This window comes from Bacillus pumilus, assembly GCF_900186955.1.
Lineage (GTDB): Bacteria > Bacillota > Bacilli > Bacillales > Bacillaceae > Bacillus > Bacillus pumilus.
On sequence record NZ_LT906438.1, the window covers coordinates 1,608,023 to 1,631,359 of the forward strand.

Annotated in this window: 17 protein-coding genes; 16 read left to right on the forward strand and 1 reads right to left on the reverse strand. The window is 39.1% G+C overall.

Going from position 1 to position 23,337, the window contains the following annotated elements:
• Positions 1 to 18: 18 nt before the first annotated feature.
• From dxr to CKW02_RS08190, 13 genes are all read left to right on the forward strand, one after another.
• Complete coding sequence (gene dxr / locus CKW02_RS08130; RefSeq protein WP_003211521.1) at positions 19 to 1,170, forward strand: 1-deoxy-D-xylulose-5-phosphate reductoisomerase; 1,152 nt, start codon at positions 19 to 21, stop codon at positions 1,168 to 1,170.
• 6 nt (positions 1,171 to 1,176) lie between these two features.
• Positions 1,177 to 2,442 (forward strand): RIP metalloprotease RseP, encoded by a 1,266-nt coding sequence (rseP, locus tag CKW02_RS08135; protein WP_095117795.1) that lies wholly within the window; start codon positions 1,177 to 1,179, stop codon positions 2,440 to 2,442.
• Positions 2,443 to 2,521: 79 nt separating this feature from the next.
• Positions 2,522 to 4,219 carry a proline--tRNA ligase gene (locus CKW02_RS08140; protein WP_003211324.1) on the forward strand — a complete coding sequence of 566 codons (1,698 nt, stop codon included), beginning with the start codon at positions 2,522 to 2,524 and terminating at the stop codon, positions 4,217 to 4,219.
• Positions 4,220 to 4,354: 135 nt separating this feature from the next.
• Positions 4,355 to 8,608: a PolC-type DNA polymerase III gene (locus tag CKW02_RS08145; protein WP_231953230.1), complete on the forward strand. Its 4,254-nt coding sequence runs from the start codon at positions 4,355 to 4,357 to the stop codon at positions 8,606 to 8,608.
• 421 nt (positions 8,609 to 9,029) lie between these two features.
• Entirely contained in the window at positions 9,030 to 10,880 is a 1,851-nt protein-coding gene (locus CKW02_RS08150) for a glycoside hydrolase family 9 protein (protein WP_034619902.1), read from the forward strand.
• Positions 10,881 to 10,910: 30 nt separating this feature from the next.
• Entirely contained in the window at positions 10,911 to 13,016 is a 2,106-nt protein-coding gene (locus tag CKW02_RS08155) for a glycoside hydrolase family 48 protein (protein WP_003210908.1), read from the forward strand.
• An 84-nt stretch (positions 13,017 to 13,100) separates the two neighbouring features.
• On the forward strand, positions 13,101 to 14,330 hold the full coding sequence (locus tag CKW02_RS08160; protein ID WP_003211457.1) for an endo-1,4-beta-xylanase: 1,230 nt from the start codon (positions 13,101 to 13,103) through the stop codon (positions 14,328 to 14,330).
• Positions 14,331 to 14,348: 18 nt separating this feature from the next.
• Entirely contained in the window at positions 14,349 to 15,479 is a 1,131-nt protein-coding gene (locus CKW02_RS08165; RefSeq protein ID WP_003211289.1) for a glycoside hydrolase 5 family protein, read from the forward strand.
• 236 nt (positions 15,480 to 15,715) lie between these two features.
• A complete protein-coding gene (locus CKW02_RS08170; protein ID WP_003211448.1) occupies positions 15,716 to 16,309 on the forward strand; it encodes a hypothetical protein in 594 nt (197 codons plus the stop codon).
• Positions 16,302 to 16,595 carry a winged helix-turn-helix domain-containing protein gene (locus CKW02_RS08175; protein ID WP_034619900.1) on the forward strand — a complete coding sequence of 98 codons (294 nt, stop codon included), beginning with the start codon at positions 16,302 to 16,304 and terminating at the stop codon, positions 16,593 to 16,595. The genes CKW02_RS08170 and CKW02_RS08175 overlap by 8 nt, the downstream gene beginning before the upstream one ends.
• A gap of 21 nt (positions 16,596 to 16,616) precedes the next feature.
• A complete protein-coding gene (locus CKW02_RS08180) occupies positions 16,617 to 17,510 on the forward strand; it encodes an ABC transporter ATP-binding protein (protein WP_003211121.1) in 894 nt (297 codons plus the stop codon).
• Between the two features lie 262 nt (positions 17,511 to 17,772).
• Positions 17,773 to 18,519 carry an ABC transporter permease gene (locus tag CKW02_RS08185; RefSeq protein ID WP_003212220.1) on the forward strand — a complete coding sequence of 249 codons (747 nt, stop codon included), beginning with the start codon at positions 17,773 to 17,775 and terminating at the stop codon, positions 18,517 to 18,519.
• Between the two features lie 144 nt (positions 18,520 to 18,663).
• Positions 18,664 to 19,383, forward strand: coding sequence for a pentapeptide repeat-containing protein (locus CKW02_RS08190; RefSeq protein ID WP_003212115.1), 720 nt, complete (start codon positions 18,664 to 18,666; stop codon positions 19,381 to 19,383).
• A 337-nt stretch (positions 19,384 to 19,720) separates the two neighbouring features.
• Here CKW02_RS08190 and CKW02_RS08195 read toward each other — a convergent pair whose 3' ends face one another.
• A complete protein-coding gene (locus tag CKW02_RS08195; RefSeq protein ID WP_003212531.1) occupies positions 19,721 to 19,846 on the reverse strand; it encodes a plantazolicin family TOMM peptide in 126 nt (41 codons plus the stop codon).
• A gap of 419 nt (positions 19,847 to 20,265) precedes the next feature.
• Between CKW02_RS08195 and CKW02_RS08200 the strand changes: the two genes are divergently transcribed.
• Genes CKW02_RS08200 through CKW02_RS08210 form a run of 3 tightly spaced genes read left to right on the forward strand, consistent with a single transcriptional unit; the run spans position 20,266 to position 23,318 of the window.
• Positions 20,266 to 20,964 (forward strand): Rossmann-fold NAD(P)-binding domain-containing protein, encoded by a 699-nt coding sequence (locus CKW02_RS08200; RefSeq protein ID WP_003211085.1) that lies wholly within the window; start codon positions 20,266 to 20,268, stop codon positions 20,962 to 20,964.
• A 24-nt stretch (positions 20,965 to 20,988) separates the two neighbouring features.
• Positions 20,989 to 21,969, forward strand: coding sequence for a TOMM precursor leader peptide-binding protein (locus tag CKW02_RS08205; protein WP_003210769.1), 981 nt, complete (start codon positions 20,989 to 20,991; stop codon positions 21,967 to 21,969).
• 2 nt (positions 21,970 to 21,971) lie between these two features.
• Positions 21,972 to 23,318 (forward strand): YcaO-like family protein, encoded by a 1,347-nt coding sequence (locus CKW02_RS08210; RefSeq protein WP_003211025.1) that lies wholly within the window; start codon positions 21,972 to 21,974, stop codon positions 23,316 to 23,318.
• Positions 23,319 to 23,337 lie beyond the last annotated feature (19 nt).

The following is a 23,337-nucleotide window of genomic DNA, read 5'->3' on the forward strand; positions in this document are numbered from 1 at the left end:
GAGAGAAGGAGTGGCAATTTGAGATATATTTCGCTATTAGGCGCAACAGGATCAATTGGAGAACAAACATTAGATGTGATGAGGCAGCACCCAGACAAATTTAAGCTAAAAGCCATGACGTTTGGCCGAAATGTAGACAAAGCCATACCAATCATTGAACAGTTTCAGCCTGAATTTGTCGGTTGCTTAAGTGAAGAGGCCTATCACACGCTAAAAGGTCATTCATTTGAATACGATGTCAAAATGGCTGCTGGTGATGAAGCCAACATCGAAGCAGCGACCTATGATGCAGTGGACGTTGTGGTCAATGCCCTTGTCGGAAGTGTCGGGCTTGTTCCAACATTAAAGGCCATTGAACAAAAAAAGACGATTGCACTCGCAAATAAGGAAACACTTGTGACAGCTGGTCATATAGTAAAAGAGTACGCGAAAAGATATGATGTACCTTTACTTCCTGTCGATAGTGAGCATTCCGCTATTTTTCAATGCCTGCAAGGTGAACAAGCTAAAAACATTGAACGCTTAATCGTGACAGCCTCAGGTGGTAGTTTCCGAGATAAAAAACGAACTGAACTTGAAGGTGTTACGGTTGAAGAAGCGCTGAACCACCCAAACTGGTCGATGGGAGCGAAAATTACCATTGATTCAGCGACGATGATGAATAAAGGGCTCGAGGTGATTGAGGCACATTGGTTGTTTGATATACCGTATGAACAAATTGATGTGCTGTTACATAAAGAGAGCATTATCCATTCGATGGTGGAATTTCACGACAAAAGCGTCATGGCTCAGTTAGGGACACCTGACATGAGAGTGCCCATTCAATATGCACTCACATACCCTGACAGGGCGCCATTACCAGAAGCAAAATCATTGAACCTTTGGGAGATTGGACAATTGAATTTCCAAAAAGCGGATTTTGACAGGTATCGCTGCTTACATTTTGCTTATGAATCAGGTAAAATAGGAGGGACAATGCCTGCTGTGCTCAATGCAGCAAATGAAATGGCAGTCGATGCATTTCTGAAAGGCAAAGTAACATTCCTGCAAATTGAAGAATTGATTGAAAAGGCACTAAACAGACATCATGTGATTTCAACGCCTAGTTTGCAAGATATCCATGAAGTGGACAAAGATACACGAGACTTTGTTCAATCAATCCTCACATAAGGTGGTATGTTCGTGAATACAGTGATTGCGTTTATTATTATTTTTGGAACGCTCGTTTTTTTCCACGAGCTTGGCCATTTAATTATGGCGCAGCGAGCGGGGATTTTATGCCGTGAGTTCGCAATTGGTTTTGGGCCGAAGATTTTCTCCTTTAAACGAAAAGAAACCGTTTATACCATTAGACTTCTCCCTATTGGCGGATTTGTTAAAATGGCAGGAGAGGACCCTGAAGTCATTGAAATTAAACCAGGTCATACAGTGGGGCTCTTATTCAATGAGCAAAATGAAGTAGAAAAAATCATTTTAAATGATAAAGAAAAATATCCTGATGCACTTGTCATCGAAGTTGAGCAGATTGATTTAGATCATGCCATGAGAATCTCAGGATATGAAGCTGGAAATGAAGATATTTTGACTGGCTACAATGTGAGTCAAACAAGCTTTTATATTGCAGATGGTGAAGAAATTCAAATCGCACCATACAATCGTCAATTTGGATCAAAAACGGTATGGCAGCGTATTAAAGCGATCGCAGCTGGACCGATTATGAACTTTATTTTGGCGTATGTGATTTTGGTTGCTTTAGGGTTTATTCAAGGGGTCACCATTGATGATCCTGTACTCGGCAAGCTGACGAAAGACGGCCGAGCGGCAGAAGCTGGACTCATGCAGGGAGACCACATCGTGTCCATTAACGGGGATAAAATGAATTCTTGGACAGACGTCGTTCAAACCGTTCAAAAGAACCCTGAGAAAAAAATGAATGTCGTCATTGACCGAGACGGCAAAGAAAGCACTGTGCAGGTTGTACCAGAAGCTGTGAAAGCAGACGGAAAAAACATTGGCCGTTTCGGATCTTATCCGCCAACGGAAAATGGATTTCTGAAGGTTATTTCATCCTCAGGAACGACTGTGATTTCAACAGCAGGTCTGATTTTAACGAACTTACAAAAGATTGTCACAGGGCAATTTTCACTAGATATGTTAGCAGGTCCTGTTGGGATCTATGACATGACAGGAGAAGTAGCTAAGCAAGGTGTGTTAACATTAATGCAGTTTGCGGCGTTCCTTAGTATTAACTTAGGTATCGTGAATTTATTGCCGATTCCTGCACTAGACGGAGGACGTTTACTATTCTTGTTTGTTGAAGCCATTCGCGGTAAACCAATTAATCGTGAGAAAGAAGCACTTGTTGTCTTTATCGGTGTTGCATTCCTCATGCTGTTAATGCTAGTGGTTACGTGGAATGACATCCAGCGATTATTTTTATAAAACCAATGTCTCTTGTTTCTCATTACGGGAAACAAGAGTTTTTGTGAGAAGTCCTATTTCATAAATGAGGTGTAACGACATGAGACAATCCCTGACTTTCATACCAACTCTTCGAGAGGTGCCAGCAGATGCTGAGGCAAAAAGTCACCAGCTCTTAGTAAGAGCTGGGTTCATTAGACAAAACACAAGCGGAATCTATCATTATCTGCCGCTTGCTCATAAAGTCATCCAGCATATTCAATCCATCGTTCGCAAGGAGATGGAAAAGGCGGGAGCAGCTGAGCTGTTAATGCCAGTGCTGCAGCAGGCAGAAATGTGGCAAGAGTCAGGAAGATGGTATACATACGGTCCAGAATTGATGCGTATGAAAGATCGTCATGGCCGTGAGTTTGCACTTGGCCCAACGCACGAAGAAGTGATTACATCACTTGTACGCAGCGAAGTGAAATCGTATAAGAAGCTTCCTTTAACTCTTTATCAAATTCAATCAAAATTCCGCGACGAACAGAGACCACGTTTTGGGCTACTACGCGGACGTGAATTTATTATGAAGGATGCGTACTCATTCCATTCTTCACCAGAAAGCCTTGATGACACTTACAACAAGATGTTTACAGCTTACTCCAATGTATTCTCAAAAGTAGGTCTTAATTTTAGACCAGTTATTGCAGATTCTGGTGCAATGGGAGGAAAAGATACACATGAGTTTATGGCACTGTCAGAAGTAGGAGAAGATACAATCGCATACTCTGATACATCTTCCTATGCTGCGAACATTGAAATGGCTGAAGCTGTTTATCGAGGAGAAGAAACAAATCCTGCGGACTTCAAAGAACTTGAAAAAGTCCATACACCGCAAGCAAAAACGATTCAAGACATCGCTGGATTTTTAGAAGTTGATCCTTCTCTTTTTATCAAGTCTGTTTTGTTTAAAGCAGATGATGCGTATGTTCTCATCCTGACGAGAGGCGACCATGAAGTAAATGATGTGAAAGTGAAAAACTTGGTAGGAGCACAGCTTGTAGAGCTTGCTACTCGCGAAGAAGTACTAGAAGTCATTGGAACAGAGCCTGGATTTGTTGGTCCAGTGAAGCTGGAAGCAGAAGTCGATATTTATGCAGACCTTGCGGTTAAAGGCATGACAAATGCTGTTGCAGGTGCAAACGAAGCGGATTATCACTTTGTCAATGTCAATCCTGCGCGTGATGTGTCAGTGAAAGAATTCACAGATCTCCGTTTGATCCAAGAAGGCGACGTTTCTCCAGATGGAGAAGGCACAATCCAGTTTGCTAAAGGGATTGAAGTAGGACAAGTCTTTAAACTAGGCACTCGTTATTCTGAGTCAATGGATGCGACGTACCTTGATGAGAATGGTCGAGCGCAGCCAATGATTATGGGCTGCTATGGTATCGGTATCTCTAGAACGCTTTCAGCGATTGTTGAACAGCATCACGATGAGAAAGGAATCATTTGGCCGGAAGCTGTTGCGCCATATGACCTTCATCTCCTTGCATTAAATATGAAAAACGATGCTCAAAAAGAGCTAGCTGAAACGTTATACGAGCGCTTAGAAGATGAGGGCTTTGACGTACTTTTCGATGACCGTCAGGAGCGAGCAGGCGTGAAATTTGCAGACAGTGATTTAATTGGGCTGCCAATTCGCATTAGCTGCGGAAAACGTTCAGAAGAAGGCATTGTTGAAGTGAAGTTTAGAAAATCAGGGGAATCACACGAAGTATCTGTTGATGAGCTGATTTCTTTTATACGCCAAGCATAAAAAACGAACAAAAAAATGAAGGTACCTCCTGTAGAAAAGAGGTACCTTTCTGATTGACAAAAGGAGGGTCCTGTCTTGGATGAACAATTACCGATCACACGGCGGCAATTTCATATATTACTCAATCAGATTCAAATGACAGATGATGACCTCAGTCGTTACTTTGAAGAAGGAGAAATCGTCAAATTGACGGTGCATAAGGCGGCGAAAACGTGGCATTTCCTTTTTAAATTTAAGGCGCTTTTGCCTTACAAGGTATATGCCATGTTTCTCAGCAGGCTGACAAATGCATTTTCTCATATTGCACAAGTCACTTGCACGATTGAAGTCAATGATTCGAGCATCTCTGAAGAGCTCGTTCAATCGTATTGGTCACATTGTGTGGAAGAGCTTCAAGGAATTTCTCCTCCAATTATCAGCTTGCTTCAGCAGCAAAAACCATCGCTGTCTGGACATAAAATCATCATCAAAACGAAAAGCGAAACAGAGGCTTTGGCCATCAAGAAGAAGTACAGTCCAATGCTCCAGGCTGCTTTTAAACAAGTAGGCTTTCCAGAATTGCAATTTGATACAGAAATTTTTGTATCAGATCAAGAGATTCAGAAGTTCAGAGAACAAAAGCTTGCTGAAGATCAAGAAAGAGCGATGCAAGCCCTCACTGAGATGGAGAAGAAGGAAAGTGAGGAGCAGGAAGAAGGTCCGTCTGGCCCACTCATGATTGGCTATCAAATTAAAGACAATGAAGAAATTCGTACGCTTGATAGTATTATGGATGAGGAAAGAAGAATCACCGTTCAGGGCTATGTATTCGATGCAGAAACGCGTGAGCTGAAAAGCGGCAGAACGCTTTGTATCTTTAAAATTACAGATTATACAAACAGTATTTTAATTAAAATGTTTGCAAGAGAAAAAGAAGATGCCCAGCTGATGAAATCATTGAAAAAAGGCATGTGGGTCAAAGCAAGAGGAAGCATTCAAAACGATACGTTTGTCAGAGACCTTGTCATGATTGCCAATGACGTCAATGAAATGAAACCTCAGCTGAAAGAGGATACGGCACCTGAGGGTGAAAAGCGTGTCGAGCTTCATTTGCATTCCCCAATGAGTCAAATGGATGCTGTTACTGGCATCGGCAAGTTGGTGGAACAAGCAAAAAAATGGGGACATGAAGCGATTGCTCTGACGGATCATGCGGTTGTACAATCCTTCCCAGATGCGTATGCAGCAAGTAAAAAGCATGACATCAAAATGATGTATGGTGTGGAAATCAACTTGGTTGACGACGGAGTACCTATTGCCTATAATCCAGAGCACCGTTTGTTAGAGGATGCAACGTATGTTGTATTTGACGTAGAGACAACTGGACTTTCAGCTGTGTATGACACGATTATTGAGCTGGCAGCAGTGAAAATAAAGGGCGGAGAAATCATTGACCGTTTTGAGGCATTTGCAAATCCTCATCACCCACTATCAGCGACAACGATCGAATTAACAGGTATCACGGATGATATGGTCAAAGATGCTCCAGATGTCGTCGATGTCGTACGGGATTTCAAAGAATGGATTGGACAAGATATCCTTGTTGCGCACAATGCAAGCTTTGATATGGGCTTTTTAAATACAGCATACAAACGCCTGTTAAAAACAGATAAAGCGTCAAACCCTGTGATTGATACACTGGAACTTGGCCGATTCCTTTACCCAGAATTTAAGAATCACCGGCTGAACACACTTTGTAAAAAGTTCGATATAGAACTGACGCAGCATCACCGGGCCATTTACGATGCAGAGGCGACAGGCTACCTCATGCTGAAAATGCTAAAAGATGCGGCTGAAAAGGATATTGCCTATCACGATCAATTGAATGAAAACATGGGTCAGTCTAATGCTTACCAGCGCTCACGTCCTTACCATGCCATTCTGATCGCACAAAATGAGACAGGGCTGAAAAATTTATTCAAGCTTGTTTCTCTTTCTCATATTCATTATTTCTACCGAGTGCCGCGCATTCCGCGCTCACAGCTTGAGAAATATCGAGAAGGTTTAATTATTGGGTCTGCCTGTGATAAGGGTGAAGTGTTTGAAGGGATGATGCAAAAATCACCTGATGAGGTGGAAGACATTGCAGCATTTTATGACTATTTAGAAGTTCATCCGCCAGAAGTGTATCAGCATCTGCTGCAGCTGGAGCTTGTTCGAGATGAACGTGCGTTAAAAGAAATCATCACAAACATTGTGAAGCTTGGCGAAAAGCTGAATAAACCAGTCGTAGCAACCGGAAATGTGCATTATCTGCATCAAGAAGACAAAATTTATCGTAAAATCTTAATTTCATCACAAGGTGGAGCAAATCCGCTGAATCGTCATGAACTGCCAAAAGTTCATTTTAGAACGACAGATGAAATGCTTGAAGCATTCTCCTTTCTAGGAGAGGAAAAAGCGAAAGAGATCGTCGTGACGAATACGAAAAAAGTCTCTGAGATGGTCGAAAGCATTAAACCAATCAAAGATGACCTATACACACCAAAAATTGAAGGTGCAGATGAAGAAGTACGGGAAATGAGCTATCAAATGGCGCGCAGCATCTATGGAGATGATTTGCCGAAAATCGTAGAAGACCGTATTGAGAAAGAATTAAAAAGCATTATCGGGCATGGATTCGCCGTTATTTACTTAATCTCTCATAAGCTTGTAAAGAAATCACTTGATGACGGATATCTTGTTGGTTCAAGGGGATCTGTCGGCTCATCTCTTGTTGCAACTTTAACAGAGATTACCGAAGTGAACCCGCTTGCGCCGCATTATGTATGTCCAAGCTGTAAGCATTCCGAGTTCTTTAACGACGGATCTGTTGGTTCAGGCTTTGACCTTCCTGACAAGGACTGCCCGGAATGTGGCACGCCGTACAAAAAAGATGGACATGATATTCCGTTTGAAACGTTCTTAGGTTTTAAAGGAGACAAAGTCCCTGATATCGACTTGAACTTCTCAGGTGAATATCAGCCGATTGCCCATAACTATACGAAAGAGCTGTTCGGTGAAGAGTATGTATACCGAGCAGGTACGATTGGTACTGTTGCAGAAAAAACAGCGTATGGTTACGTGAAAGGCTACGCTGGAGATCATAATCTTCATATGAGGGGCGCAGAAATCGACCGGCTTGTACAAGGCTGTACAGGGGTAAAACGGACAACGGGCCAGCATCCAGGCGGTATTATTGTAGTGCCGGATTATATGGACATTTACGATTTCTCACCTATTCAATTTCCAGCAGATGCGACAGGTTCTGATTGGAAAACGACGCATTTTGATTTCCACTCAATCCATGACAACTTGCTCAAACTTGATATACTAGGGCACGATGATCCTACGGTTATTCGTATGCTTCAGGATTTAAGCGGAATTGATCCAAAGACGATTCCAACAGATGATCCAGAAGTGATGAAAATTTTCCAAGGAACAGAGCCTCTTGGTGTAACAGAGGAGCAAATTGGCTGTAAAACAGGTACACTCGGTATTCCAGAGTTTGGGACAAGGTTTGTTCGGCAAATGCTTGAGGATACAAAACCAACAACCTTCTCAGAGCTCGTTCAGATCTCTGGATTATCACACGGGACGGATGTATGGCTCGGGAATGCGCAAGAGCTCATTCACAATAAAACGTGTGAACTAAGTGAAGTGATTGGGTGCCGTGACGATATTATGGTCTATCTCATCTATCAGGGCTTAGAGCCGTCACTTGCCTTTAAAATCATGGAGTCTGTTCGTAAAGGAAAAGGACTTCCCCCTGAATGGGAAGAAGAAATGAAGAATAATAATGTACCGAACTGGTATATTGATTCTTGTAAAAAGATCAAATACATGTTCCCTAAGGCCCACGCAGCTGCTTATGTATTAATGGCTGTACGGATTGCCTACTTTAAGGTGCATCATGCACTTTTATACTATGCGGCTTACTTTACCGTTCGTGCAGATGACTTTGATATTGAAACAATGACAAAAGGATCGAATGCGATTCGAGCGGTCATGGACGATATTAACTCAAAAGGTTTAGATGCTTCACCGAAAGAAAAGAACCTATTAACTGTACTAGAGCTTGCCCTTGAAATGTGTGAAAGAGGCTACCATTTCAAAAAAGTGGATCTCTATCGATCAAGTGCAACAGAGTTTATCATTGATGGAGATGGATTAATTCCGCCATTTAACTCAATCCCTGGACTCGGAACGAACGTTGCGTTAAATATTGTTCGCGCACGTCAAGATGGGGAATTCCTTTCAAAAGAGGATTTACAAAAACGCGGAAAAGTGTCGAAAACGATTCTAGAATATTTAGATCGTCAAGGCTGCTTAGAAGCACTTCCTGATCAAAACCAGCTTTCTTTGTTTTAATGCGATCAATGAAGAGCGCCCTTAAAGGGGCGTTTCTTTTTTATATATACAATAATATTATTATGTTAACTAATAAAGAATTTCCACCAAATGGAATCATTTTCTAATTCATTCATATACCTTGATTTAGCGTGATGTTTTAAAAGAAGAGATTGTATGTCATTCTTTCTACCCAAATAGAGCAAAAAAGAGAATTTCGCCGTCTGAAATGTTCTCAATCGACATATGATCATTCTGGGTACAGTCACAGAAAGAATCAAGAGAAAAAAACTTCGATGAGCGCAAAGCTGATTGCTGTTTACTATGCTTATTTTTGAAACATATTTGATTCTTTTCAAAGCTGTTCAAATCACGTTCTGAATCAAAGGAGGTGGCTTGTCTATTCATGTTTGACTAAATAGAAGGGGTGAGTCATACAGAAATGGCATCGTATAACTATGTAGAGGTTCTTCAAAAATCCTTGTTGTTTTATGAAGCGCAGCGGTCTGGAAAACTGCCTAAAAGCAGCCGTCTCAACTGGCGGGGAGATTCTGGACTAGAGGACGGGAAGGATGTAGGGCATGACTTAACTGGCGGCTGGTATGACGCAGGTGATCATGTGAAATTTGGACTTCCAATGGCGTACTCAGCAGCTGTGCTTGCATGGACAGTATATGAATACCGAGAAGCCTATGAAGAGGCAGAACTGCTTGATGACATCCTCGATCAAATCAGGTGGGCAACAGATTATTTTTTGAAAGCTCATACAGGTCCGAACGAGTTTTGGGCGCAGGTAGGTGATGGGAACGCTGATCATGCTTGGTGGGGACCGGCAGAAGTGATGTCGATGAGCCGGCCAGCTTTTAAAATTGATGAAAATTGTCCAGGAACAGAAGTGGCTGCACAAACTGCGGCAGCTTTAGCAGCGGGCTCTATCATTTTTAAAGAGACAGATGCCCCTTATGCAGCAAAGCTTCTGACGCATGCGAAACAGCTGTATGCATTTGCTGACAGGTATCGCGGCGAGTATACAGATTGTGTCACAAACGCTCAGCCGTTTTACAACTCATGGAGCGGCTATATTGATGAACTCATTTGGGGCGGAATCTGGCTGTTCTTGGCAACAAATGAAGAAACCTATTTAAATCAAGCATTAAAAGCAGTAGAGGAATGGCCGAAGGATTGGGATTATACGTTTACCATGTCTTGGGACAATACTTTTTTTGCTTCGCAAATCTTACTCGCCAGAATCACGAAAGAGAATCGATTTATAGAATCGACTGAGCGTAATCTTGATTACTGGACCACAGGTTTTGTTCAAAATGGAAAAGTCGAAAGAATCACTTATACGCCTGGTGGTTTGGCATGGCTTGATCAATGGGGCTCGCTTCGTTATACAGCAAATGCAGCATTTTTAGCCTTTGTTTACGCTGATTGGGTGTCAGATGAAGAAAAAAAGAATCGATACCAAACGTTTGCGATCAACCAAACTCACTATATGCTTGGTGATAATCCGCTTAATAGAAGCTATGTCGTTGGGTTTGGCCAGAACCCGCCGAAGCATCCACACCACCGAACTGCACACGGTTCATGGTCTAATCAACTGACAAATCCTTCGAATCATCGTCACACTCTTTTTGGGGCGCTCGTTGGCGGACCAAATGCACAGGATCAATATGACGATGACATCTCTGATTATGTATCAAACGAGGTGGCGACGGACTATAATGCCGCTTTTACAGGAAATATAGCCAAAATGGTGCAGCTGTTTGGAAAAGGGCAATCAAAGCTGCCAAATTTCCCGCCTAAAGAACAACCAGAGGATGAGTTTTTTGTAGAGGCAGCAGTGATGAATAACGATGCAACATCTACTCAAGTAAAGGCGGTTCTATACAACCGGTCCGGATGGCCGGCTAGACGTAGTCAAACGCTCTCCTTTAGATATTACGTCAATCTGAGTGAGGTCTTTGCAAAGGGATTCACTGAAAAAGATATTCAAGTGACAGCCGCCTACAATGAAGGCGCTTCCTTATCTCCGCTCAAGGTATATGACGCATCAGCTCACGTGTATTATGCAGAAATTGATTTTACAGGCGTAGCGATTTTTCCTGGAGGAGAATCAGAGCATAAGAAGGAAATACAATTTCGATTATCTGCACCAAATGGGTCGAATATATGGGATGCCTCAAATGATTATTCCTTTCAAGGCTTAACATCCAATATGCAAAAAACAACGAGAATTCCTGTTTTTGATGATGGTGCTTTAGTATTTGGTACACTTCCAGACAAATAAAAATCAAGATTTTTTGAAAGGGTGAAGGATTTGTCAAACAAAGAACGGTTTTTAACGCTTTATCATCAAATTAAAAGTGATGGGAATGGATATTTTTCATCAGAAGGAATTCCGTATCATTCAATTGAGACGCTTATTTGCGAAGCGCCTGATTATGGGCATATGACAACGTCAGAAGCGTATAGCTATTGGCTGTGGCTAGAGGTGTTGTACGGACATTACACAGGGGATTGGAGCAAATTAGAGGCAGCCTGGGACAATATGGAGAAGTACATCATCCCAGTAAATGAAGATGGAAATGATGAGCAGCCGCATATGAGCGCCTACAATCCTTCTAGCCCAGCCACATACGCAGCGGAAAAACCATATCCAGATCAATATCCTAGTCAGCTGAGCGGAGCTCGTCCTGCTGGTCAAGATCCGATTGATGGTGAATTGAAATCAACCTATGGAACGAATGAAACGTATTTAATGCACTGGCTGCTTGATGTCGATAACTGGTATAAATATGGGAACTTACTCAATCCATCACATACAGCCGCATATGTAAACACGTTCCAGCGCGGGCCGCAGGAATCTGTATGGGAGGCGATCCCACATCCATCACAAGATGATCAATCTTTTGGGAAGCCAAATGAAGGCTTTATGAGCTTGTTCACAAAAGAAAACCAAGCACCAGCTGCTCAGTGGCGCTATACCAATGCGACGGATGCTGATGCGCGTGCAATACAAGCGATGTATTGGGCAAAGGAACTCGGCTACAATAATTCAACCTATCTTGATAAAGCGAAAAAAATGGGTGATTTTCTCCGTTACGGTATGTACGATAAGTATTTTCAAACGATTGGAAGCGGCAAGCAAGGGAATCCGTACCCTGGAAACGGAAAGGGTGCCTGTCATTACTTAATGGCGTGGTATACCTCTTGGGGCGGAGGACTTGGCGACTATGCAAACTGGTCATGGCGTATCGGAGCGAGCCACTGCCACCAAGGGTATCAAAACCCTGTCGCCGCTTATGCTTTGTCCTCAGACAAAGGTGGTTTAAAGCCATCTTCCGCTACCGGTGCAAGCGATTGGGAAAAAACATTAAAAAGGCAGCTTGAATTTTATGTATGGCTTCAATCAAAAGAGGGAGCGATAGCAGGAGGCGCAACCAATAGCTGGAATGGAGACTATAGTGCATATCCGGCGGGAAGAAGTACTTTTTACGATATGGCATACGAGGATGCACCTGTTTACCATGATCCACCTTCTAATAACTGGTTCGGGATGCAGGCATGGCCGATGGAACGCGTAGCAGAGCTTTATTATATTTTTGTGAAAGATGGAGACAAAACTTCTGAAAATGTCCAAATGGCGAAATCTTGTATCACAAAATGGGTCGACTATGCATTAGATTACATTTTTATCGGCAGCCGTCCTGTGTCGGATGAAGAGGGGTATTTCTTAGATGACCAAGGACAAAGAATTCTAGGAGGAACAAATGCTGCTGTGGCTACAACGAGTGCACCTGGCGAGTTTTGGCTTCCTGGAAATATTGCATGGAGCGGACAGCCTGATACTTGGAATGGGTTCCAGTCTGCAACAGGAAATCCAAACTTAACAGCTGTCACAAAAGATCCAACTCAGGATACGGGCGTACTAGGGAGTCTCGTCAAGGCTTTAACATTCTTTGCTGCTGCTACTAAGCTAGAAACAGGGGATTATACAGCGCTTGGCGTAAAAGCGAAAGATGCAGCCGCACAGCTCCTTGAGGTGGCGTGGAATTACAATGATGGCGTGGGCATTGTGACAGAGGAAGACAGAGAGGACTATGACCGCTTCTTTAAAAAAGAAGTGTATTTCCCAAATGGTTGGAGCGGGACCTTTGGTCAAGGGAATCAGATTCCTGGATCAAGCACTATTCCTTCTGATCCGCAGCGAGGAGGTAATGGGGTCTATACGAGTTTTGCTGATCTTCGTCCAAACATTAAACAAGATCCAGCATGGTCTTCACTCGAGAGTAAATATCAGTCTTCATTTAATGAAGCAACAGGCAAATGGGAGAATGGGGCACCGGTTTTCACCTATCACCGTTTTTGGTCACAAGTGGATATGGCCACTGCCTACGCAGAATATCATCGTCTAATCAACTAGCAGGTGAAATTTAAGCTGCCGGTTTCTTTGAGCCGGCAGTTTGTTTAAGAAATATAAATACAGTGAAGATAAGGGTGTTTTTACATGGTCAAAGAAAGAAGTTTTCTTCATCAATCAATAAACAAGGGCGAAAATGAGCAGATCAATCTGATGTGGAAAAAAGAGGCGAATGATCGAATCTCAGAGCATAGACAAAGAGATCTTGAAATAAACGTCACAAATCACGATAAAAAGCCAATAGCAGGAATAGAGGTTGAGTTGAAGCAAATTAGGCATGAATTTGCATTTGGTTCAGCGATGAATGACCAAGTGTTATTTAATCAACAATATGCCGATTTTTTTGTGAAGCATTTTAATTGGGCTGTTTTTGAAAATGAGGCAAAATGGTATGCAAATGAGCCGGAAAGAGGGAGAATCACCTACGAAAAAGCAGATGCGATGCTGAATTTTGCAGATAAACATCAACTTCCAGTAAGGGGGCACGCTTTATTTTGGGAGGTAGAGGATGCCAATCCAAGCTGGCTGAGGTCACTACCGAATCACGAAGTGTATGAAGCCATGAAAAACCGGCTTGAGCATGCGGGCAATCACTTTAAAGGAAGATTCCGTCACTGGGATGTAAACAATGAAATGATGCATGGTTCATTTTTTAAAGACCGATTCGGGAAAAATATTTGGAAATGGATGTATGAAGAAACGAAAAAAATTGACCCTCAAGCACGATTGTTTGTGAATGATTATAATGTGATCTCATATGGTGAGCACCATGCTTATAAAGCACATATCAATGAACTTCGTCAGTTAGGCGCACCTATTGAGGCGATTGGTGTACAAGGACATTTTGAAGAACGGGTCGATCCAGCCGTTGTAAAAGAGAGGCTCGATGTGCTTGCTGAGCTTGGACTTCCTATATGGGTTACAGAGTACGACTCTGTTCACCCTGACGCTAATAGAAGAGCGGATAACCTAGAGGCTTTATATCGTGTCGCATTTAGTCATCCAGCCGTAAAAGGAGTGCTAATGTGGGGATTTTGGGCAGGTGCCCATTGGAGAGGTGAGCATGCGGCCATCGTGAATTACGATTGGTCTTTAAATGAAGCAGGTAGACGTTACGAAAAGCTTCTAAATGAGTGGACGACACAAAGAGTTGAAAAAACAGATGCTAATGGCAATGTGACATGTCGAGCATTTCACGGGACATATGAGATTCGAATCGGTAAAGAAAGTAAACTGTTGAAACAGCAGACAATTGAACTTGATTCAAATGAACAAACACCACTTCGGCTAGATGTGATCATACCTGAAGAAGGATAGATTGTGAGGAGAATGTAAATGAAAAAGTGGACTCAAAGAGTGTCCTTCTTCATACTTGTGGTCGCTATATGGGCCGGATGGTTTTCACTGACGATTAAAGCCGCCGCTTATGTACAGACGTCTGGCACACAATTTACGCTGAACAATCAACCATTTTACTTTGCTGGTACAAATAATTACTATTTCCATTACAAATCTAAAAAGATGGTAGATGCAGTGTTCGATGATATGAAAGCAATGAATTTAAAGGTCTTACGTATTTGGGGATTTCACGACGGAGCCCCTCAAGAAAACTCCGTTTTACAATCTAGTCCAGGGGTCTATGAAGAATCGGGTTTTCAAAAACTAGATTATGCGATTTATAAAGCGGGGCAGGAAGGAATAAAACTTGTCATCCCACTAGTGAACAATTGGGATGACTTTGGCGGGATGAATCAATACGTAAAGTGGTTCAATGCAGGATCACATGATGCCTTTTATACAGATCCTCGTATTCAACATGCTTACAAAAATTATGTGCGTTATGTTTTAGAAAGAACGAATACGTACACAGGTGTTCAATATAAGGACGATCCAGCTATTATGACTTGGGAACTAGCCAATGAGCCGCGTGTGCAGTCAGATCCAACGGGTAATATACTAGTCAAATGGGCAGATGAAATGAGTACATGGATCAAATCGCTGGATCGTCACCATCTTGTTGCAGTAGGAGATGAAGGGTTTTTTCGCATACCAGGCCATGAAGATTGGTTTTACAGAGGCGGAGAAGGCGTCGATTGGGACCGTTTGACAGCTCTCTCTAATATCGATTATGGAACCTACCATCTGTACCCAGATCATTGGAACAAGTCTGCTGCTTGGGGAGTGAAATGGATCGAAGACCATATCACCCGCGGGAAGACAATCGGAAAACCAGTTGTGTTAGAAGAGTTTGGCTATCAAAATCAATCAGCACGTCCTGACGTATACCAAAGCTGGCTGTCAGAAGTTGAGCGGCTCGGAGGGGCTGGTAGTCAATTTTGGATTTTAACAAGCATTCAAGACGATGATTCTCTCTATCCCGATTATGACGGTTTCCGCATCATAAAAGGGAGCAGGGAGGCAGCCCTTATCAGTGAACATGCGAAAAGAATGAACGAAAAGAACTGATGGCGAATGCTTGCTGAATAAGGAACTTCATTTGCTGTTTATATTGCTTAAACCAAGTTTTCAGAAAGGATCAAGTGACAGAAGGTATTTATGAGATTTCGTTCCCCATAAAAAAGGAGGTGGTTATTTTTATTTTTTATCTTAATTTGTAAAAAACATTTCCAATAACTTGACTAAATGGAAATTTAATTCTATACTCTGTAGTACAGAGTTCTTTGTGGAAGAGGAGTTTATTTATGCCGAATGAAAAATCGAATAATTCAGAAATATTAGAGAATTTATCTCATATCAAGACGATTACAAACTATAAAACAGAGTATTGTAAACAAACAAGTATTTATTTTATCATTTGGGGCCTTATTTGGATAATGGGGTATTCAATACCTTTACTTTTTGCTAATCCAATAACTATAGGTGTCTTTTGGCTTGTTTTAGGTATTGTGGGCTGGGTTATCACTTTAACTACATATTTTAAACAAAGGAAAATGATACCAATGCCCTTGTTTTTAAGAACTCAATTGCAATACACATGGCTTGGCCTTGGAATCATTTTAGGTATCTTTATTTTTTTAATATGTGTTGGTTTATTACCATATACAGTAGATAATTTACCCTTTTATATTGTTTTATTGGTATCCATAATGTATTTACTTTTAGGTATTGTTCTAGCTAAAGAGATTTTTATTATGGGGTTCTGGTTAAGTGTTTTAGGTGTAACTACATTTTTATTATTTCCTAGTTTAATGAACATTATTTTTGCTTTTATTGGTGGAGGAAGTTTGTTATTAACTGGTGTGATTTTAAAAAGAAAAGGACAAGGAAATGAGTAATGTCAATAGTTTAAATGATTTAATCCATCCAAAAGTCCGGTTAGGGATTATGAGTTTATTAATGATTTATGAAACATGTGATTTTACCTTCTTAAAAGGTTCTTTATCTGTAACAGACGGGAATTTGGGCTCGCATTTGAAAAAATTAGAAGAAGCTGGCTATGTGCTAATTACAAAGACCTTTGTGGATAAAAAACCAAAAACAATAGTTAGTATAACAGATTTAGGAGAGCACGCTTACAAAGAATATTTGAGTGTTATTGAAGCCATTTTAAAAAACAAATGAGATGAAAGGAAAGGGTGCCGAATGTTGAAAATAGAAAACGTCAGTAAAAAATACGGAGCTTCCCAAGCGTTAAGAAGTATTACATTAACGATTCCAGAAGGAGTTTGTTATGGATTAATAGGTCCAAATGGCTCTGGTAAATCAACCTTAATGAAAATTATATCTCATATAATTAAATCTTATGAAGGCAAAGTTGAGCATGTTGGTGAGTCTAAAAGTGCGCTAGGCTACATCCCCCAAGACATCAGCTTGGAGGAAAAATTAACAGCTAAAGTAAATATGGAGTTTTTTGGACAGATTTATGGTTTAAAAGGGAAGAAATTAGATGAAAGAGTAGAAAAAACACTAAAAGATGTAGGGTTGTGGGAAAGAGCAAATGATATAGTTGAACATTTTTCAGGAGGAATGAAACGCCGTTTGAATATTGGCTGCGCTCTCATGCACGCCCCTGAGTTAATTCTTTTAGATGAACCGACAGTGGGGGTAGATCCTCAATCAAGACGCTATATTTTTGACATAATCAACAAATTGAAGGAAGAGGGAAGAACTATTATCTATGTTAGTCATTATATGGAGGAAATAGAGAGTTTATGTGATTATGTGGCTTTCATTGATAAAGGAAAAATTGTTGAAGAAGGAAAAATAGGTGAACTTTTGAATCGTTATGCAGAAACATCTGTCTTTTTTGATTCTATGATTCCTAATAAAACATTAACTAGTCTCGGGTATGATTTTGTAACTTATCAAGGCGGTGTGTTAGTTAAAACAACAAAACCCTTAGAAACTTTAGAAGATTTGGCTAAACTGAGTAAAAAAGAATCATTGGTTCCCCAACAATTATCTTTGTACAGACCTAGACTCGAAGATGTATTTTTTCAATTAACAGGAACAGATTTACGTGATCAATTCCAATAAAAATGTCTTTATGAATGAAAACCACTCTCGTATTTTAATTCATATAACTTATAAGAGTGATTGACATAGTTAAGAGGCATACATCAAACGAACAGAATTACCTTGTGTGAACCTTCAATTTAAAATAATAAGTAGGTTAGTTAAGATTATTTGACTAATTATAATTAAATACATCTATAAATGGTAAAATAATTAAAAAATGTGATTATTTTAAAAGTGATATAAGAAAGCGAATTAAATTAATATAACGGGAGTGATTTTTATGTGGCCATTAGTCCGCATCGAATCCATAAAACAAGTGAAAGATCGATCTTTGTTGTTCTGGACCATTTTGTTGCCAGTTGCTTCAATTATTCTTTTAATAGAATTATTTACATCAGGTAGTTCACAAGCACAAAAAACATTAGTTGCTTCTCAATCGGTTACAGGAATGAGTGTGTTTTTTTCCACATTTGTTATTATTTCAATTGTAATTAGCTTTGTAAAAGATCGAGAGAAAGGAATTGTGGCAAGGCTGGCAAGTACTCCCTTACAGCCGCATAATTTTTTTCTTGGAAAGTGTGTTCCGTTCTTTGTCATCATTTTATTTCAAGTTTTGTTGTTAACCATTTTGGGTGTTTACTTATATGGTATTGAAATCACACAATACAGCTCGTATTTCTTAGTAGTTGTCCTATTATCAATGCAAGTCACTTCATGGGGAGTAGCCATCGCCGCATTTGCTAAAACTGAGAATACAGGTTTAGTGATGACGAACATGATTGCTTTAGGGACAGCGGTTGCTTGTGGTTTATGGACTCCATTTGATCAATTACCTAGTTATTTAAAAATAATTGGAATGCTCTTCCCACAGTATTGGGCACATCAAGGCTTAGTGCAATCAGTATCAACACTACCCGGGGGGGAGAATTTGATCTTAGTAACAGTAGTCCTTATAGGTTATACACTGTTAGGATTTATTCTTTCGTTGGTTGGTTATAAAAAATATATAAAGAGAGCCAGAGGCTAGGCTATAAAATTTCAGCTGAATGTTATGCACATAAACTAACTTAAATTTTAATGATTTATCTAAACTTCAATTAGTTTATTTCTAGAACGTTGACCGAAAAATCAATACTTGTAAGCCGTCTTTTTATATAAAAGGAGTGGGGCAATGTTAAGTGAAAAGTTAGAATTATATGTTGAAAGTTGTTTTCGGCCATATAAAAAAGACAAAACATATGAAGAAAAGAAAAAAGAATTATTAGAGATGCTTGGAAAAGTTAAATTAAAACTGGAGAATGCTGGAACAAAAGATGAAGAAGTTCAGGATATGCTTATTGAAAAGCTGAAATCAGGTGAAATAAGCATTGATGTCAATACATTAGATATTGATGATCATAACCGAGTAGAGCATGTGAAAAAAATATTTGTTAATGCTGATTTAGATTGGTTGACTTTTATAAATGTTAAGTATAAGTTGTGCGATTTTAAAGGGCTATCGATCGTACAAAAAGTGATGAACCATTCAGAATTTAATGGGTGTTATCTGAGAAAAATGAATGTTAGCAATTCTAAAATTTCCACATCAACTTTTGAAAAGAGTGATTTGACTCAATCTCATTTTGAACATTGTGAGATAACGAATTCATCTTTATATGGCTGTCATTTACCCAATGTTCGTATTGATGAATCAACTTTAATAAATGTTTCATTTGAAAATTGTTATTTTAAAAACATCTCTTTTGAGAATTCTAAATTAATAAATGTTAATTTCAAATCATGTACGTTTAAAAAATTAAATTTTATTGGAGTGACAATGGATAAAATGACCTATTATATCTTAGAAGGAGAAGGGGCTGATTTAAGCGGTGTGAAAGTAATCGATAGTTAATGTAGTAGGCTGTTGAGAAAAATCTCAATAGCCTTTTTTGTTTTATCCACTATCTCTAGATTACCCCATTAGTATCATGATCACCGTGTCTTTGGGTTGAAATTCAAATATATGTAAGAGAAATAGTTGTGTTGAGAATTTAAATTGAAGTACAAGAATTAGTTTAATTATAAGAGGGAGCTTTACAAAAGCGAGTTAAATGCAAGGTTTTCGTTAAGGAGTGTGGAAAATTTCTATTTTTCCAAATAAAAGATGACCACACACCTAACTAATCTGCTTCGCTAAGTGTGTGGGAGGTTTTTTCAATCATATATATTACGAAAAAACCTAAAGTTGATTAGAAAGTTGAAGAACTTGAGATGATTGTTGTGCAAGTGCAGCGCGCAGCCATTGGTTCAAATAAATGTTGACCTTCCCCATGTACCTTAGCAGACAAAGCAGTTGGAATTGTAATTTTAGTCATCTTTAAACCTCCTTAAATAAAATTTATCAACATAGATTATGTAGTTGATATATTACATATGATGGTTCATAAGTCTTTATTTGTCAATAATTAAGTGTGAAAGTTTTATATTTTCTGAAAAGTACATTGATAACACCAAAAAAGTGTGGTTTAATATGACCATGGAAAATAATACTATAATTAAAATTTTATGTATTTAAAGTCATTATATGGTCTAGATGTTATTTTTTAATTGAGGGGTGATGTTAATTTGGATCAATTATTTTGGGTATTTAGATATTAAGTTAAGTAAATGTATGAAAAAAGTCGAGGTTAACTATGTTATGAAGAACTCAAAAAGAAGATTACTATTTCTGTTAAAAGTTTAATCATTTTATCTAACTGAGAGATAAGAAAGAGAAAAGAGGGAAGTGCTGTTTATGAGTATTCATTATGTCGGTATTAGAGAACCAATAAAAGTCTATTTAGAGAAGATGAAAGTTGATTATGACGACTACCCTGTTCAAGTTATTGATTTGGGCGGAGCGGTCAATTATGACAAAGAATTTTTTATAAATAATACTGATTTTCAAACGGAAACAATTCTTTTATCTAATAGAAGGCATAATGTCGAGGATGAACTAGGTTCTCTTGAAAGTGAATTATTGAAAATTTATCAGAATAGTATACTTTATAGGACTTCACCGCTTGATATCAATATAGAACTTTATAGAGGATGGGCAGGTGCTACTGGAAAATTAATAACTGCATTTTCTCCCGAGGGAGTTAATTGGATTAATACAATTGATGTTATAAAGGCATGTTTGATCCCTAAAAAAGATGTTAGAAGTCGCGCTGGAAAAGCATATGATTTAACAGGGCCAGAGTTAGTAAGTATGAGTAGGCTTAAGGATATCTTTGAAAAGGATTTAGACATGAAAATTGAATTATATTGTAAAAGTAAAGAAGAGGTTATAACAATTTTATCCCAAAATAATATGCCTTTAGATGTATTAGAATGGTTAGTCGGATTTCAGGAATATTCTTCTTCAAAACAATTACAGCCATTTACGAAAACGCTAGAACAAATAATTGGTCATCCCCCAACAAGTGCACAATTATTTAAAAATACAAATTAGTTATTCTTAAAGGAGGAATAATGTATGTTTGTTAAAGAACAAGAAAGCACGAGATATAAATTAGCACCACACGTTACGCTGGGTAAATTAGAAGACAGTTTGATTGGTTTAAAAGCGCAAACTGTCACCAAAATTGAAGGTGAAGGAATTATTGAATTTATTCAAGAAATTTCTAATCATCTCACGAAAGATAATGGGGTTTCAATTAAAGAGCTAGAGGAGAATTTTGAAATTGAGAGTGATCAATTAAAACATGTCCTCGAATTTTTAGTTGCGAATGGAATATGTGTTAAGACTGATATGAACTTTGATTTGACTGCGCTTTTGTCTTATGAAAGAGCCGGTGGCCAAGTATTGGTTGAAGATATACTAGATCGTTTAAAAACAGGGATTGTTGAAGTGATTGCGCAGGATCACAATCCAGTTGCTGTAGAATTCATTCGTCATTTGCAAGAGGCAGGGCTACATGTAGTGCTTAAGGGAGAAATAACTAAGCAACCAAATATCAGGGTTGCTATTGGTAAATCTCATTTAGATCCGATTTTGGAAGAAATAAATGACCTAGCATTAGAAGACCATATACCTTGGTTAAGCATTGTGCCATATGATGGACAGACATCTTGGGTAGGTCCATTTTTCATACCACATCAATCAGCTTGTTTACATTGTTATAACCTTCGAAAATCAGCGAACTTTTCTGACGAAGTACTGCGTTCAGACTTAATGAAAATCAAACCTGTAAATCCTGAAAAGAAGCCGGTTTATCATATGCCGATTAATTTAGTTCAAATCGGGATTGCAAGTAATTTAATTCTAGAATGGCTCACTTTAAAAGATTACGCACCAAGTGCAACACCAGGTGGATTTACAACAATTAATTTAGATGATAAGGGAGTATCTGTTCATAATCATCGTGTTTATAGAGTACCAAGATGCCCTAAGTGTTCTCCAGCTGCAGATACCGGTTTTCCTCAAGTTTGGTTTCATGGTGAGGTGAAAAATTAATTATGGTTAATAAATGGACAACATTAGAAGAGTCATGGGAGATACTTGACCAATTGGCGGATCCTTATGTTGGGATAGTCCGTAGAGAGTATAGAAAACTCAGAGACGTTGATGATATATGGGGTCATTCATATGGAGCGCATGGTACAGACAGCAATATTTTATTTGGAGTACCATCTAATTCTTATAATGGGGGAGGGTCTGCTAATCCAGCAGCAGCCAGATTAGCAGCTATAGGTGAAACGGTAGAAAGATATAGTGCAGCTTATTTACCTTTAAACTCTGATGTAGTTTGTTTTGGAACACAAAAGGACTTAATCAATGAAAACAAATCAGTAATTGGCTTTGATAAGTGGGAAATGTATGCTGTCACCCAATATGAAGATCCGAATTTTCCTCATAATGTATGGAATGAAGATACAAAATTATGGTGGAGAAAAGGTCATATTGCTGAAAATAATGAAGAAGTTTGGACGCCTGCTCAATTAATTCATATTGCAAACTATACTGAGTGGCCAGGAGACCCAAATATTGGTCATGCAACTAGTAATGGACTAGCATGTGGTATTACATATCAAGAAGCGGCAATCTCAGGTTTATTTGAAACAATTGAAAGAGATGCATTTATGCTTACTTGGTACAATAAGTTAAGTTTACCGCAGATCGATATTAATACTTCACCTAGATTAAAACATTTCTATGAACGATATATTAAACCTACATCTCTTGATTTGCATTTAGTAGATATGACCGTTTTTTCTGGTGTACCTACTATTTTGGCAGTGATAAGAAATCCTCATACAGATTTAGCTCCATTTGCTATTGGCGCTGCCTCTGCTCATTCAATTGAAAGAGCATGTGAGAAAGCTGCAATAGAGGGAATGTATACAAGAACTTGGGTAAAAACAGAACAACGATTAGGGAATGCGCTAGTAGATGTAGATTATCATCGTGATATAAATAGTTTTGAAGATCATATTAAACTCTATGCTGGAACAGCTATTGTGAAAGAAGCTGATTTTTTAACTGCGAGTAAGAAATTAGTGGATGTTAATGATTATACACCGTTTGATGATGGTTCTCCAGATATCTTATGGACTAGTCTCGTCAGTCATTTATCAAAACAAGGATATCATGTAGCAACTTTTGATTTAACCAGTCCTGATATAAAAGATGCTGGTGCATATGTCGTAAAATCAATTATTCCTGGATATAAACCGATTGACGTTCTATATAGAGGTAGAATGTTGGGTGGAGAACGAATTTTAAAACATTCTTATCAATTAGGTTTAGTAGATAAACCTTTTAAATTAGAAGAACTGAATCCAATTCCGCATCCATTTCCTTAATATCGTAGAAAGGTGATTA

Bases quoted from the DNA above. Each gene is read 5' to 3' on its own strand.
- rseP (WP_095117795.1), top strand. From the start codon at position 1,177: ATGTTCGTGAATACAGTGATTGCGTTTATTATTATTTTTGGAACGCTC.
- CKW02_RS08140 (WP_003211324.1), top strand. From the start codon at position 2,522: ATGAGACAATCCCTGACTTTCATACCAACTCTTCGAGAGGTGCCAGCA.
- CKW02_RS08145 (WP_231953230.1), top strand. From the start codon at position 4,355: ATGACAGATGATGACCTCAGTCGTTACTTTGAAGAAGGAGAAATCGTC.
- CKW02_RS08150 (WP_034619902.1), top strand. From the start codon at position 9,030: ATGGCATCGTATAACTATGTAGAGGTTCTTCAAAAATCCTTGTTGTTT.
- CKW02_RS08160 (WP_003211457.1), top strand. From the start codon at position 13,101: ATGGTCAAAGAAAGAAGTTTTCTTCATCAATCAATAAACAAGGGCGAA.
- CKW02_RS08165 (WP_003211289.1), top strand. From the start codon at position 14,349: ATGAAAAAGTGGACTCAAAGAGTGTCCTTCTTCATACTTGTGGTCGCT.
- CKW02_RS08170 (WP_003211448.1), top strand. From the start codon at position 15,716: ATGCCGAATGAAAAATCGAATAATTCAGAAATATTAGAGAATTTATCT.
- CKW02_RS08175 (WP_034619900.1), top strand. From the start codon at position 16,302: ATGAGTAATGTCAATAGTTTAAATGATTTAATCCATCCAAAAGTCCGG.
- CKW02_RS08180 (WP_003211121.1), top strand. From the start codon at position 16,617: ATGTTGAAAATAGAAAACGTCAGTAAAAAATACGGAGCTTCCCAAGCG.
- CKW02_RS08185 (WP_003212220.1), top strand. From the start codon at position 17,773: ATGTGGCCATTAGTCCGCATCGAATCCATAAAACAAGTGAAAGATCGA.
- CKW02_RS08190 (WP_003212115.1), top strand. From the start codon at position 18,664: ATGTTAAGTGAAAAGTTAGAATTATATGTTGAAAGTTGTTTTCGGCCA.
- CKW02_RS08195 (WP_003212531.1), bottom strand. From the start codon at position 19,846: ATGACTAAAATTACAATTCCAACTGCTTTGTCTGCTAAGGTACATGGG.
- CKW02_RS08200 (WP_003211085.1), top strand. From the start codon at position 20,266: ATGAGTATTCATTATGTCGGTATTAGAGAACCAATAAAAGTCTATTTA.
- CKW02_RS08205 (WP_003210769.1), top strand. From the start codon at position 20,989: ATGTTTGTTAAAGAACAAGAAAGCACGAGATATAAATTAGCACCACAC.
- CKW02_RS08210 (WP_003211025.1), top strand. From the start codon at position 21,972: ATGGTTAATAAATGGACAACATTAGAAGAGTCATGGGAGATACTTGAC.